Origin of the sequence: Cognatishimia sp. SS12 (assembly GCF_028369055.1) — a bacterium.
Lineage (GTDB): Bacteria > Pseudomonadota > Alphaproteobacteria > Rhodobacterales > Rhodobacteraceae > Cognatishimia.
Genome location: NZ_JAQNCZ010000003.1, coordinates 60,056 through 73,305, shown reverse-complemented (window position 1 = coordinate 73,305; position 13,250 = coordinate 60,056). Strand labels below are relative to the sequence as shown.

General features: G+C 60.6%; 12 protein-coding genes. 10 read left to right on the top strand and 2 right to left on the bottom strand.

Going from position 1 to position 13,250, the window contains the following annotated elements; genetic code table 11:
- Nucleotides 1-15: 15 nt before the first annotated feature.
- Nucleotides 16-210, bottom strand: coding sequence for a SlyX family protein (locus N6L24_RS07430; RefSeq protein WP_271844042.1), 195 nt, complete (start codon nt 208-210; stop codon nt 16-18).
- 84 nt (nt 211-294) lie between these two features.
- Between N6L24_RS07430 and N6L24_RS07425 the strand changes: the two genes are divergently transcribed.
- From N6L24_RS07425 to N6L24_RS07400, 6 genes are all read left to right on the top strand, one after another.
- Entirely contained in the window at nt 295-777 is a 483-nt protein-coding gene (locus N6L24_RS07425; RefSeq protein WP_271844041.1) for an MgtC/SapB family protein, read from the top strand.
- Between the two features lie 76 nt (nt 778-853).
- Entirely contained in the window at nt 854-2,353 is a 1,500-nt protein-coding gene (gene hisS, locus N6L24_RS07420; protein ID WP_271844040.1) for a histidine--tRNA ligase, read from the top strand.
- Nucleotides 2,353-3,435, top strand: a complete 1,083-nt coding sequence (locus tag N6L24_RS07415) for an ATP phosphoribosyltransferase regulatory subunit (RefSeq protein ID WP_271844039.1) — start codon at nt 2,353-2,355, stop codon at nt 3,433-3,435. The genes hisS and N6L24_RS07415 overlap by 1 nt, the downstream gene beginning before the upstream one ends.
- Nucleotides 3,432-4,124, top strand: a complete 693-nt coding sequence (hisG, locus tag N6L24_RS07410; RefSeq protein ID WP_271844038.1) for an ATP phosphoribosyltransferase — start codon at nt 3,432-3,434, stop codon at nt 4,122-4,124. The genes N6L24_RS07415 and hisG overlap by 4 nt, the downstream gene beginning before the upstream one ends.
- 191 nt (nt 4,125-4,315) lie before the next feature.
- Nucleotides 4,316-4,561 (top strand): AbrB/MazE/SpoVT family DNA-binding domain-containing protein, encoded by a 246-nt coding sequence (locus N6L24_RS07405; protein WP_271844037.1) that lies wholly within the window; start codon nt 4,316-4,318, stop codon nt 4,559-4,561.
- Nucleotides 4,562-4,647: 86 nt separating this feature from the next.
- On the top strand, nt 4,648-4,965 hold the full coding sequence (locus N6L24_RS07400; RefSeq protein ID WP_271844036.1) for a hypothetical protein: 318 nt from the start codon (nt 4,648-4,650) through the stop codon (nt 4,963-4,965).
- A gap of 76 nt (nt 4,966-5,041) precedes the next feature.
- Here N6L24_RS07400 and N6L24_RS07395 read toward each other — a convergent pair whose 3' ends face one another.
- Nucleotides 5,042-6,802 (bottom strand): serine protease, encoded by a 1,761-nt coding sequence (locus N6L24_RS07395; RefSeq protein ID WP_271844035.1) that lies wholly within the window; start codon nt 6,800-6,802, stop codon nt 5,042-5,044.
- Nucleotides 6,803-6,954: 152 nt separating this feature from the next.
- Between N6L24_RS07395 and N6L24_RS07390 the strand changes: the two genes are divergently transcribed.
- The 4 genes from N6L24_RS07390 to ppdK all read left to right on the top strand — a co-directional run bounded on the left by N6L24_RS07390 (nt 6,955) and on the right by ppdK (nt 13,163).
- The gene (locus N6L24_RS07390) at nt 6,955-7,887 is read left to right on the top strand and encodes a glycine--tRNA ligase subunit alpha (protein ID WP_271844034.1); all 933 of its coding nucleotides are present in this window, start codon (nt 6,955-6,957) and stop codon (nt 7,885-7,887) included.
- The gene (locus tag N6L24_RS07385; protein ID WP_271844033.1) at nt 7,884-8,411 is read left to right on the top strand and encodes a DUF6446 family protein; all 528 of its coding nucleotides are present in this window, start codon (nt 7,884-7,886) and stop codon (nt 8,409-8,411) included. The genes N6L24_RS07390 and N6L24_RS07385 overlap by 4 nt, the downstream gene beginning before the upstream one ends.
- 2 nt (nt 8,412-8,413) lie before the next feature.
- On the top strand, nt 8,414-10,465 hold the full coding sequence (glyS, locus tag N6L24_RS07380) for a glycine--tRNA ligase subunit beta (protein WP_271844032.1): 2,052 nt from the start codon (nt 8,414-8,416) through the stop codon (nt 10,463-10,465).
- A gap of 205 nt (nt 10,466-10,670) precedes the next feature.
- Entirely contained in the window at nt 10,671-13,163 is a 2,493-nt protein-coding gene (gene ppdK / locus N6L24_RS07375) for a pyruvate, phosphate dikinase (RefSeq protein ID WP_271844405.1), read from the top strand.
- The last annotated feature ends 87 nt before the right edge of the window (nt 13,164-13,250 follow it).

Below are 13,250 nucleotides of genomic sequence, written 5' to 3'. Positions count from 1 at the left end.
AAAGCTGAAGCGCGATCAGTAATGGGGCGGGCGTTCGTCGCCGATGACCACGCCGCCAGACCCGGCTGTTTCGCGGTCAGCCTCACGCTCCAGGAGCATCTGCACGCGGCGCTTCAGGATCTGCAATTCCACATCCTGGCGCGCGACCACGTCGGAAAGCTCTTCGACGGTGCGGGTGAGATGGGCGAGTTGTTCTTCAAGGGCTTGCATGGGTGTCGCCTACGCCGCCCAAAGCAAGCCGTCAAGTGCCGCATGTTTTGGTCTTTGGCCGCGATCGCGCTATTGTCTTGATATATGAATGAACTTTTCGCACCCGACACTCTGAGCTGGGGCAATGCCCTTTTGAAACTTGCCGCTGCCATTGTTTTGCCAATGGCCTTGGGGCTGGAGCGGTTCTGGCACAGGAAACCGATGGATTTCCGCCCCTTTGTGATCATTTCCCTGGTCGCTTGTGCGGTTCTGATTGCGACGCTGGATTTTCCGCTTTCAGGTGATCGCACGGTAGAAAGCGTGGACGCCACAAAGGTGATGCAGGGGGTTTTGACGGGCATCGGCTTTCTGGGGGCGGGGGCGATCTATCGCGAGGGTGATTATGTCAAAGGGGCCGGCAGCGCGGCCAGCATCTGGAGCGCAGGCGTCATTGGATTGATCTGCGGCATTGGCGAATTATGGCTCGCCGGGGGCGTGACGGCGCTGATCCTGGCGCTCATGTTTTTTTCCGAGCCGTTTACCCGCCGCTGGAGCAATGAAAGCAAAGGCAGCGCCGAGGAGGATTGAGCCACGGCTTGGGTTGCCTGCAGCGGGGGGGTGCGGTAAGTGCGGGCCACGACAGTTTGCCAAGGAAACATGAGCGATGGCCAAGCAAAAGAAAGCCCCGCGCCCCAAGGCGGTGACGCCCAAGGGATTCCGCGATTATTTTGGCACCGAAGTTACCGAGCGCGCCGAAATGCTGCATCAGATTGCTGGGGTTTATCATCGCTATGGGTTTGAGGCCCTGGAAAGCTCTGCCGTGGAAACGGTGGAGGCGCTGGGGAAATTTCTGCCCGATGTTGACCGCCCCAACGAAGGGGTCTTTGCCTGGCAGGAAGCGGATGAGGATGGCAAGGGCGACTGGATGGCCCTGCGCTATGATCTGACCGCCCCGCTGGCGCGGGTCTATGCCCAGCACCGCAATGATCTGCCGCTGCCTTATCGGCGCTATGCCATGGGGCCGGTCTGGCGCAACGAAAAGCCCGGGCCAGGGCGGTTTCGCCAGTTTTATCAATGTGATGCGGATACGGTTGGCGCGGCCTCGGTGGCGGCGGATGCGGAAATATGCGCGATGTTGTCCGATACGCTGGAAACGGTGGGCATCCCGCGCGGCGACTATCTGGTGCGCGTCAACAACCGCAAAGTTTTGAACGGCGTACTCGAGGCCATGGGTCTGCCCGAGGGCGACGGGGCGCGCGACAATGTGCTGCGCACCATCGACAAATTCGACAAAGTTGGCGAAGCCGGGGTGCGGGCGCTTTTGACCAAGGGGCGGCTGGATGCCTCTGGCGCGTTTATCGACGGGGTGGGCCTGTCAGAGGACCAGGCAGAACCGGTGCTGGCGTTTCTGACGTCAAAGGCCGATGACGTCGCCAAGACTTTTGCGAATCTGCGCGCGGCTGTCGGCGGCTCGGCTGTCGGCGCGGAGGGCATAGCGGAGCTTGAGCAGATCGGCGATCTGCTGGCTGCGGGCGGGTATGGCACCGACCGGATTGAGATTGATCCCTCGGTCGTGCGCGGTCTTGGATATTACACAGGGCCGGTGTTTGAGGCCGAGTTGACCTTTGAGATTTTTGACGAGAAAGGGCGCAAACGCCAGTTTGGCTCTGTCTCAGGCGGCGGGCGCTATGATGATCTGGTGAAGCGGTTCACCGGCCAGGCCGTGCCTGCGACGGGCGTCTCCATTGGTGTCGATCGCCTGCTGGCGGCGCTGCGCGAAAAGGGGCGTATGTCCGGGCAGGTCAGCGGACCTGTGGTTGTGACCGTAATGGATAAGCAGCGCATGGCAGATTACCAGGCCATGGTGGCAGAGCTGCGCAATGCCGGCATTCGCGCTGAGGTCTATCTGGGCAATCCGAAGAATTTCGGCAATCAGCTCAAATATGCGGACAAGCGCCATTCGCCCATCGCCGTGATCGAAGGTGGCGACGAGAAAGGGCGCGGGGTCATTCAGATCAAGGATTTGATCTTGGGGTCCAAGATTGCTGAAAGCGCAACGCTGGAAGAATGGAAAGAGCGCCCCAGTCAGTTTGAAGTGGCGCGCGGCGATCTGGTGGCCAAGGTGCGCGAGATCCTCGCCAGTCAAAGCGAAGGATCTGTCTGATGCCGAACAAAGCGTTGGTCCGCAGCCGTGCCGCAGAGTTGCGGGCGCGATTTGAAAAGGCCGGGGCTGCGGTGGCGGAAACCTCGCTGTTGCAACCCGCGGATGTGCTGCTGGATCTTTATGGCGAGGATATCCGCGCCCGGGCCTATGTGACCTCTGATAGCCTGTTGGGCGAACAGATGCTGCGCCCGGATTTCACGGTGCCAGTTGTCCGAATGCATATGGAGCATGGGGCCGAACCTGCGCGCTATACCTATGCCGGCGAGGTGTTTCGCCGGCAGGAAGCGGATGCGCGCCGTGCCAACGAGTACACTCAGGTCGGCTATGAGGTGTTTGATGGCCAGGATCCTGCGGCGGCCGACGCTGAGGTATTTGCGCTTATTCAAGACACGTTGTCCGGGCTGCGCCTGCGGGCCGCAACCGGCGATATCGGCCTGCTTTTGGCCGCAGTGCGCGGTCTGGACACCACCGAGGCGCGCAAGGCGGCGCTGACACGGCATATCTGGCGGCCGCGCCGGTTCCGCGCTTTGATCGAGCGGTTTGCCGGGCGTACCACCGAGCCCCCCCATCGCGCCGCGCTTTTGGCGGATGGCGACCCGCTGCAAAGTGGCGTGCCTTTTATCGGCCTGCGCACCCCGGATGAGGTGCGTGCCCGGATCGCGCGGTTGCGCGAAGATGCGGCAGAGCCGCCGCTGAGCACCGTGCAGGTTGACCTGATCGACGCGATTCTGAACGTGCGCGAAACCCTGCCCTTTGCGCTCGAGCGGCTGCGCGACATTGCGGTTGATATGCCCGCCATCACCGAGGCGGTGTTCTGCTTGCGCGACCGGATCGAGGCGCTGGACAAACGCGGCGTTGACGTCAACGCGATTCAATTCGAAGGCAGCTACGGGCGCACCAATATGGAGTATTACGACGGCTTTGTGTTCGGCTTTTATGCCGATCATGCCGATCTGCCACCCGTGGCAACCGGCGGGCGCTATGATGCGCTGACCCGCGTTTTGGGGCAGGACAGTGGTATCCCGGCTGTGGGTGCGGTGATCCGCCCGGATGTGATGCTCAAGCTGGAGGGACAGCTATGACGATCAAACTGGGTGTCCCCTCCAAAGGGCGGCTGATGGAAAAGACCTTTGACTGGTTTGGTGCACGCGGTATTGCGCTGGCGCGCACCGGATCTGACCGCGAATATGCGGGCAAGGTCGAAGGGGTCGATAACGTGGAACTGGTGCTGCTGAGCGCCGGGGAAATCCCGCGCGAGCTGGCCGCAGGGCGCATTCATCTGGGTGTGACCGGCATCGATCTGGTGCGCGAAAAGCTGGGTCTTTGGGATCAGCAGGTCGAAGTCATGGCCGAACTCGGCTTTGGCCGCGCCGATCTGATCATTGCCGTACCGGCCTGCTGGGTTGACGTTGATGTGCTGGATGATTTGGACGCCGCCGCCGCGGCCTTCCGTGCTGAACACGGGTTCCGCCTGCGGATTGCCACGAAATACCACCGACTTGTCCGGGAATTTCTGCGCGAGAACGGCGTTGCCGATTACCAGCTGGTGGACAGCCAGGGCGCCACGGAAGGCACGATCAAGAATATGACAGCTGAGGCTGTGGCGGATATCACCTCGACTGGGGAGACCCTGCGTGCCAATCACCTTAAGATCCTGTCAGACGGGATGATCTTGCGCTCGCAAGCCACGCTGTTCCGCGCCCGTCGCGCCCCGCTTGAGGGGCAGGATCGCGAAACACTGGACGCATTGCTGGATACGCTGGGGCTTTGATCGCTTCGCTAAAGAATGAATGGCGCAGTCAACGCTGATCTCGGCGATAGAAAAGATACGCTTGTGCAAAGCTTGATCTGAGCACCGCTGAGAGTATATACGTTCTGTATAAACATTCATATTTCCTACACGATCTGGGTGAAACCAACCGGGGTTCGTGCAGGGATCTGGTCTCATGGTCAGGAAAGTGCATGGCAACGACGATCAATAAGGTCAAGAAGATCGGAAACGGTCACTTTATTCCTGTCTCGGCTGCGGCGATGGAAGAGCTAAAGCTGCGCGCAGGACAAGAATTGATGATTTCGACAGAGCAGGGCGCATTGCTGGTGCGCGCTGTGGACGATGAATATGTCGCGACCCGCGCGATGGCCGCCACGATGGTTGATCGCTATCGCCGGACTTTGGTCAAGCTTGGCCGAGAGGGTGAGGCTCCTTGAATGATCCTGCCAACAGCTATGTTTGGCCCAATTCGGATGCTGTTTTAGACGTTTTGTCAGAGTTCATGGAGACCATGGAGCATACGATGGTCATCAATGATCGCAACGCATTTGAGGCGGACCTAGACCGCGCAAAAACTGCTGCGGACTACCAGGCCGATGCGGGTGCTGCCTATTACGCCGCTTTGATGTTTGATGGTATTGCGACGCGCCATGCGCTGCTAGATGGCAACAAACGCGCTGGCGCTATTGCCGCGCTGACGTTTCTGGGGTTGAACGGCGCGTTCCTGGATGTGCCGGAAAATGAGCTTGAGGCAAAGCTGCGTGGCCGCGTCGCCGGAGAGCTGAGCGTCGAAGATCTCGCCATGTATTTTGACGCAAACCTCTATCCGCTGACAGAATAAGCCCGCCAATCTGACTTGGCGGGCTTGGTGCATGTCATTCGATTGCGACCGGCACACTGGGTAGACGCGGCCGATCTTACCAGCAGCTCACCAAGACCGTGATGTCGCTGGCGTGGGCGGTCAGGTCCACCGGGTCCATAAAGGCGGCAATGGTGCTGCCGGCGGTGCTGATGCCTTCCGCGCCCAAGAGCTGGCGGATCGCGTCGCCGCGTGCGGCAAAGCTGACATCTTCGGGCAACACCCGCGTGCCGCCATCCGCTTTGGGCAGCAACATGCCAAGGACGGAGCCACCGGCGTCAAATACAGGGCCACCGGCATCGCCCGGTAGGGGGGTGAGGGCAAGGCGGCTCAGGTTTTCTTCGCCATTCAACCCACTCAGGTCTGCCAGCGTGCCATAAGTCACGCTGGGCGCGCCCAGCACGCCCTCAAAGGAATAGCCTGCGACAGCCACTTCGGATTGCAGGCGGGGGGCTCTTTCGCTGAAGGTGGCCACGGCCATCGGGGCCAGCGCGGTGCGTGGCTTTAGAACCGCGACGCCAAGTTGCTCGTTCGCGCCCAGAACATCGGCTTCGTGATCGCCGTCGATCGTCACCCGCTCACAGCGCCCGACAGCCTCGGCTGTGGTGACAACCGTGCCAGCGGCGTCAATGAAGAAGCCAGATCGCGACAGTTTGGGGCGGCGGATTTCCAGACCTGACAGCAGATCGATATCCTGTTCGGCCTCTGCGCCTGCGCTCGGGTCAAGCACACCGGGGATGCGCTGGAAGGAGGCGCGCATTTCGCTCAGAACACGGCGGCGGCGTTCTTCGTCTCCGGCGGGCCAGACAAGGGTAAAGCCCTTGATCTCGCCAGCTTGCAAGCTGACTTCGGTGTGGCTGATGCGGGTGGCGTCTTCGCCGACCAGCACAAAGCTGGTGTTTTTGCGTTCGCGCGGGCCTTCTAGCGGCACCAGTTCCAGCGTCTGCATGATGTCATAAAGGCCAAAGAGCGTGGTCTGATCCCCCGCCTGGCTGATCAGGACAACCTGCGCATCAATATCGGCCGAGGGCGCATAGGTCACAAACGGGTATTGGGTGGATTTCAGAGCGACAATCTCGGTCGGGATTTTGATTTCAATCCCGGCCTCGGTGTTGGTCACAGCCCGCAGGCCAAGCCCGTCCAGCACCGCGTTATACTGATCGCGCAGCGCCGCGCGTTGCAACGTCGTCAGCACGCCCGTGGTTTCATAGCCGTTGGCGGCCTGCCAAGCAGACATGGAGGCGCGCGTGCCGCGACCAAAGGCCCCGTCGATGGCGGCATTATAGTGACCGGACCATTGCAACCAGACCTGAAGCTCTTTTTTCTCGTCACGGCTCAGGCGTGCTTCGCTGGCGCGCGCTTCGCGTGGGGTTTCATCTGGCAATTGCAGCTCTGGCGCCGGTGTCACCTGCACCGTGGCCGCAACCTCTGCCTCCACCGCGGCGGGGGTCGCCTCTTGCACAGGGTCAAGCGCTACATTCAACAGATTCGCGCCGACCGGCCAGAACTGGCTCTGAAAGGAGGAGGTGAAGGTGATATAGGCATCGCGCGGGATCAGTTGATCGCGGCGATAGGCGCGCAGCACGGTTTCGGCATCCTCGCGGGTATATGGCCCCAGGGCAATACCATACCAGCCGCCGCCCAGAGAAAACCCGTTCACATCCTGCAAGCGACTGGCATATTTGCGAATTTCTTCGTTGGCTTGGGTCAGGCTTGGCTGGGCCTCGATCTGCACCCAGACCACTTCTTCTTGCTGCGCAATTGCAGCCTGCGCAGTGATCATCAGCGCAGAAACCATGGATAAAATCAGACGCGGCATTGTGGCACTTGCCCCTTAAGCTCGATAAATTGCTCTTTAGAGGCTCTTTTACCAATTTGTCGCCGTCTTGCACCCTTAAAATCCATACAGGCGCAATTGACCCGCCTGCTTGTTGCGCATAGGAACTACTCGCGTTTGAAAAGGGCAGGGCCATGGCACATCACGACAGCAAACCGCGTTCTTTCCAGGAAATCATCCTGCGTTTGCAGGCCTATTGGGCCAAACAGGGCTGCGCGGTGATGCAGCCGTATGATATGGAAGTGGGCGCAGGGACGTTCCACCCGGCCACAACCCTGCGTTCGCTCGGCTCCAAACCCTGGGCGGCCGCTTATGTGCAACCCTCGCGGCGCCCAACCGATGGCCGCTATGGCGAGAACCCGAACCGGCTGCAGCACTATTACCAGTATCAGGTGCTGATCAAGCCCAGCCCGCCCAATCTGCAGGCGCTTTACCTTGGCTCGCTTGCGGCAATTGGCATTGAGATGGAGCTGCATGATATCCGCTTTGTCGAAGACGACTGGGAAAGCCCAACGCTTGGCGCTTGGGGGCTAGGCTGGGAAGTTTGGTGCGACGGCATGGAAGTCAGCCAGTTCACCTATTTCCAGCAGGTCGGCGGCCATGATTGTCACCCGGTTTCTGGCGAGTTGACCTATGGTCTGGAACGTCTGGCGATGTATATCCTTGGCGTCGATCACGTGATGGACATGCCGTATAATGACCCAGAGGCGCTGATCCCGCTGACCTATGGCGATGTGTTCAAACAGACCGAAGAAGAATACGCGCGTTGGAATTTTGACACTGCCAATACCGAAGTTCTTCTGCGGCATTTCGAAGAGGCCGAGGCAGAATGCGAAAACACCCTTGCGCAGGCAGAGATTGACCCCAAAACCGGCAAGCGCATCATTATGGTGCATCCGGCCTATGACCAATGCATCAAGGCCAGCCATATCTTTAACCTGCTCGATGCGCGCGGCGTGATCTCTGTCACCGAACGTCAGGCCTATATTGGCCGCGTGCGCAGCCTTGCCAAGAAATGCGCGGATGCCTTTGTGCAGACCGAGGCTGCTGGTGGGGCCGCAGCGTGACCGGAAAAATTCTCGCAGGGTTGGTGGTTGTGTCGGCACTCGCAGCAGGGATCGCGGTCTGGTATTTCCAGGTCTATCATTTCTATGAACCTGTCGCCGCGCGCGGTGAGGATGACGTGCAGCTGACGTTGCTGGCGACCGATGCTGCCGAACCCATCCTTTATTCTGACTTTCAGGCCATTGACGCTGACAGCTCGCCGATCCGCTATCGCGCCTGTTTTACCACCGAAATGAGCCAGGCGCTTCTGACCGAAACCTATCAACCTTATGATGGGGCCGTGCCGCTGAATGCGCCGGGCTGGTTTGACTGCTTTGATGCCGGCGAGATTTCCGCTGCGCTAAAGGACGGACGCGCGCTGGCCTTTCTGGGGGTCGAAAACATTTCCTATGGCATTGACCGCATTGTTGCGATCCTGCCCGACGGCCGGGGCTTTGCCTGGCATCAAATCAACACCTGCGGCGAGATCGTTTTTGACGGTGATCCCGCCCCCGACTTTTGTCCGCCCAAACCGGAAGGCCAATAACCATGCCTGATCTGCTGATTGAACTGTTCTCCGAAGAGATCCCCGCGCGCATGCAGACCCGTGCCGCAGAGGATCTGAAAAAAGCTGTCACCAATGGTTTGGTTGAGGCGGGCCTGACCTATGCGCATGCCTCGGCCTTCTCCACGCCGCGCCGCCTGACGTTGGCGCTGGAAGGCATGTTGGCCGAAAGCCCAACCGTGCGCGAAGAGCGCAAGGGTCCCAAAGTGGGCGCGCCTGAAAAAGCCATCGAAGGGTTTTTGCGCGGTGCTGGCCTGACCATGGATCAGCTCGAAGAACGCGAAACTCCCAAGGGCAACGTCTATTTCGCCAGCATTGAGAAGCCCGGCCGCCCTGCGGCGGACATTGTGGCCGAGGTGCTGGAAGCGACCATTCGCAATTTCCCATGGCCCAAATCCATGCGCTGGGGCGCGGGCAGCCTGCGCTGGGTGCGCCCGCTGCATTCGATCCTCTGCATCACCAGCGACGAGGCGGGCACCGAGATTGTGCCTTTGACCATTGATGGTATCACCGCTGGGGATACCACCGAAGGCCACCGTTTCATGGGCACAGGCCGCTTTGCGGTCAGCAACTTTGAAGATTACGCCGCCAAGCTGAAGCGCAATCATGTGGTGCTCTCGGCTGAGGAGCGCGCCGAGATGATCGCCGCTGATGCCCAGAACCTCGCGTTCGCGCAGGGGCTGGAGCTGGTGGATGACAAAGGCCTGCTGGCTGAGGTGGCCGGACTGGTGGAATGGCCTGTGACGCTGATGGGCGATATCGCCGAAGATTTCCTGAGCCTGCCGCCAGAGGTTCTGCAAACCTCGATGAAAGAGCATCAGAAATTCTTCTCGGTGAAAAACCCAAAGACCGGGCGCATTGAAAAATTCATCACCGTGGCCAACCGCGAAACCCGCGACACTGGCGCGACCATTCTGGCGGGCAACCAAAAGGTGCTGTTTGCGCGGCTGTCGGATGCGAAATTCTTTTGGGAAAACGATGTGCGCACCGCCAAGGCGGGCGCGTCTGAATGGCTCGAAAAACTTGGCAATGTGACCTTTCACAACAAACTAGGCAGTCAGGCCGAACGCATTGACCGCATTGCTGCGCTGGCGCGCGAGATTGCCCCGATAGTGGGCGCAGATGCCGATCTGGCCGAACAGTCCGCGCGCTGGGCCAAGGCGGATCTTTCCTCTGAAATGGTCTATGAATTCCCAGAGCTGCAGGGCCTGATGGGCCGCTACTATGCCGAATTCGCCGGCCACCCGGCAGAGGTTGCCGCGGCCGCGCTAGAGCATTACTCGCCGCTGGGACCATCCGATGATGTGCCAACAGCGCCTGTGTCTGTGGCCGTTGCGCTGGCCGATAAGCTGGACCTGCTGACAGGCTTCTGGGCGATTGATGAAAAGCCAACGGGGTCAAAAGACCCCTTTGCGCTGCGCCGGGCTGCGCTGGGTGTTATTCGGCTTATTCTGCAAAATGGCATTTCGGCACCGTTGCTGGCCCTGCCACTGCGTGAAGATGCTGACAAGGCCGACCTTCTCGCCTTCTTCCACGACCGCCTGAAAGTCTTCCTGCGCGATCAGGGCGTGCGCCATGACATCATCGATGCGTGCATCGCGATGGAGGGCAACGACGACATCGCGCTTCTGGTCAACCGCGCCAAAGCGCTGCAGGCCTTCCTCTCCACCGAAGATGGGGAAAACCTGCTGCAGGGGTTCAAGCGTGCCAACAACATCCTCACCCAAGCTGAGGAAAAGGACGGCGTTGAATATTCCTTCGGCGCGGATCTGAAATTCGTTGAAGATGACAGCGAAAAAGCCCTCTTTGACGCGCTCGACACATTGGAAGCGCCGATTGCCGAAGCCATCAAAGGCGAAGATTTCGCCGCCGCCATGGCAGGGCTGGCCAAGCTGCGCGCGCCAATTGACGCCTTCTTTGAGGCCGTGCAAGTCAACAGCGACAACGAGGTGGTGCGCCGCAACCGCCTGAATATGCTCAGCCGTATTCGTGGCCTTTGCCTGAGCGTTGCCGATCTGACCAAAGTCGAAGGCTAAGCCGCTTCATCTTTTCCCAAATACTCTCGCCGAAGGCCGCGCCGAATTCCCTGAATTCGGCGCGCTGTTCTTTTGCGACCCTGCGTCCCGTGCCGCAGCTTTTCCTTGCCAGACAATGCGCGGCGGCTATGCTGCCAACTAGAGAAGGAATGCCGCAGTGCAGCAATGCCATGATCCATTCACGCTGATTACAGCGGATGCCCCGATGTCCCCGGCCAGCCATGGCGGGCGGGCAAAATGCTTGCAACGGCTGGTGCGCCTCAATCTGCCGGTGCCGACCACCGTGGCGCTGTCCTTTCAGGCCGTGCACCGGATCGCGAGCGGCGAGGCGCTGGACGTTGAGGCGTTGATGGCCCCATTTGAGGCCGGGCAGCTCCTTTGTGTGCGCCCCAGCTCCGAGGACCCGGATTGGGGTGGTCCGGGGGCGGTGCTCAATATCGGCATGAACGCCGCGCGCCACGCCGCGTTGAGTGGTGAAATCGGCACGGCCGCAGCCGATGGCCTCTATCTGCGGTTCATTCAGGCTTATGCCACACAGGTGGCGCGGCTTGATCCGGATATTTTCGACGAGATTGATCTTTCCGGGCCCAATGCGCTCTCGGCGGCGCTTGAAGCCTATGCGCTTGAAGCCGATGCACCATTTCCCGAGGATCCCAAGGTTCAGCTGACAGGGGTGTTGCGCTCGATGGCGCGCGCTTGGGAAGGCACCACCGCGCGGCTCTTGCGCATGGCCAAAGGCGCGCCCGCAGATGCCGGGCTTGGCCTGGTGGTGCAGGCGATGGTGCTGGGGCTTGGCCAGGGCGAAAGCGGCGCAGGCGTCTTGCAGCTGGTGGACGAAAACAGCGGCACACCTTTGATCAGAGGGCGCTACCTGTCGCAATCACAGGGGCGCGATGCTTTGCAAGCCGGGCGCAATGCGCTGTTTTTGACGCGCGATCCGCGCGGCCCCAGTCTTGAGGACAAATTGCCCGAAGCCTTTGCCGATCTGGTCTCGCATGCACAGCTGATGCGGCGGCGTTTGCGCGAAGAAATGGAGATGGAGTTTACCGTTCATAACGGCAAGGTGCATGTTCTTGACGGGGTGCGGTTGCAGCGCAGCGCCCGCGCGGCGGTGCGCATTGCGGTGGATCTGGCGCGCGACGGGATTATCCCGCGCGAAGAGGCGCTGATGCGGATTGATCCGCGCGCGCTGAATGAAATGCTGCACCGGCAGGTCGATCCTGCGGCCAAACGCGACGTGATCGGCGAAGGCGTGGCCGCCAGCCCCGGCGCGGCCGTCGGCAAGATTGTGTTCAGCGCCGCGGAGGCGCAGGCGGCCGGCGCACGCGGTGAGGCGTGCATTCTGGTGCGCCGGGAAACCAGCCCCGAGGATATCCGTGGCATGAACGCCGCGGCGGGCGTGCTGACCGAACGCGGCGGCGTCACCAGCCATGCCGCGGTGATCGCACGGGGCCTTGGGCTCCCCTGCGTGGTGGGTGCCAATGCACTGCGCTTTCAGACCCGCGCACAAAAACTGATTACTCGCGATGGGCGCGAGTTTGCGGCCGGGGATGTGATCACCATTGATGGCAGCAACGGCGAGGTGCTTTCAGGTGAGCCCAAGATGGTCGAAGCCACGCTGGATGAGGGATTTCAGACGCTCATGGCCTGGGCCGATGATTGCCGCGACATTGGCGTGCGGGCCAATGCCGACACGCCTTCGGATGCCAAGACCGCGCGCAATTTCAAGGCGCAGGGTATCGGGCTGTGCCGCACCGAACACATGTTCTTTGACGAAGATCGTCTGACCGTGATGCGGGAAATGATCTTTGCGGACGAAGCCAAGGATCGCAAAGCGGCCTTGGACCGGCTGCTGCCCATGCAGCGGGCCGATTTCGCCGAATTGTTTGACATCATGCAGGGCAAGCCGGTCTGCATCCGCCTGTTTGACCCGCCGCTGCATGAATTTTTGCCGAGCGAGCGCGAGGGCATGCGCCAATTGGCCGAAGCGTTGAACCTGCCGTTGTCTCGCGTGGAACGCCGGATCGACGCTTTGTCGGAATATAACCCGATGCTGGGTCTGCGCGGGGTGCGCCTGGGTGTGACCGTGCCGGAAATTTACGACATGCAGGTGCGCGCCATCTTTGAGGCCACGATCGATGCGTCAACCAAAGGCGCGGCAGTTGTCCCCGAGATCATGATCCCACTGGTCAGCGCCAAGCGCGAAGTCGAACTCGTCAAGACCCGCATTGATGCGGTCGCGGCGGCCGTCCGCACAGAGCGTGGCGCTGAATTTGATTATTTGCTTGGGGTCATGGTGGAAACACCGCGCGCCGCGTTGCGCGCCGAAGACATCGCGCCGCATTGCGACTTCTTCAGTTTCGGGACGAATGATTTGACACAGATGACCTATGGGCTGTCGCGCGATGATGCCGGGCGGTTTATGTCGGTCTATGTCCAGCAAGGCGTCTTCCCCGAAGACCCCTTTCACATCTTGGATGCCGATGGTGTGGGGGAGCTTTTGAAACTGGGTGCCGAGCGTGGCCGCCGGGCGCAGCCGGGGCTCACACTGTCGGTCTGCGGTGAACATGGCGGCAGTCCCGAATCGATTGCATTCTGCCGAAAGGTGGGAATTGACTACGTATCCTGCTCTCCGTTCCGGGTCCCCGTTGCGCGGCTTGCCGCCGCCCAGCTCGCGATCAGGGACAAGATCGGGTAGGCGGGCTGCAAAAAACCCACTGTATTTAGCGTGAAACACGGGGTTGCATTTGCCGCAGGGCTCGCCGGGTAGACCAATGCAACAATT

Excerpts from the sequence above, each read along its gene's own strand:
- hisG (WP_271844038.1), top strand. The coding sequence starts at position 3,432 with ATGACGATCAAACTGGGTGTCCCCTCCAAAGGGCGGCTGATGGAAAAG.
- N6L24_RS07400 (WP_271844036.1), top strand. The coding sequence starts at position 4,648 with ATGGTCATCAATGATCGCAACGCATTTGAGGCGGACCTAGACCGCGCA.
- N6L24_RS07395 (WP_271844035.1), bottom strand. The coding sequence starts at position 6,802 with ATGCCGCGTCTGATTTTATCCATGGTTTCTGCGCTGATGATCACTGCG.
- glyS (WP_271844032.1), top strand. The coding sequence starts at position 8,414 with ATGCCTGATCTGCTGATTGAACTGTTCTCCGAAGAGATCCCCGCGCGC.
- N6L24_RS07390 (WP_271844034.1), top strand. The coding sequence starts at position 6,955 with ATGGCACATCACGACAGCAAACCGCGTTCTTTCCAGGAAATCATCCTG.
- hisS (WP_271844040.1), top strand. The coding sequence starts at position 854 with ATGGCCAAGCAAAAGAAAGCCCCGCGCCCCAAGGCGGTGACGCCCAAG.
- N6L24_RS07430 (WP_271844042.1), bottom strand. The coding sequence starts at position 210 with ATGCAAGCCCTTGAAGAACAACTCGCCCATCTCACCCGCACCGTCGAA.
- N6L24_RS07415 (WP_271844039.1), top strand. The coding sequence starts at position 2,353 with ATGCCGAACAAAGCGTTGGTCCGCAGCCGTGCCGCAGAGTTGCGGGCG.
- ppdK (WP_271844405.1), top strand. The coding sequence starts at position 10,671 with ATGTCCCCGGCCAGCCATGGCGGGCGGGCAAAATGCTTGCAACGGCTG.
- N6L24_RS07425 (WP_271844041.1), top strand. The coding sequence starts at position 295 with ATGAATGAACTTTTCGCACCCGACACTCTGAGCTGGGGCAATGCCCTT.
- N6L24_RS07405 (WP_271844037.1), top strand. The coding sequence starts at position 4,316 with ATGGCAACGACGATCAATAAGGTCAAGAAGATCGGAAACGGTCACTTT.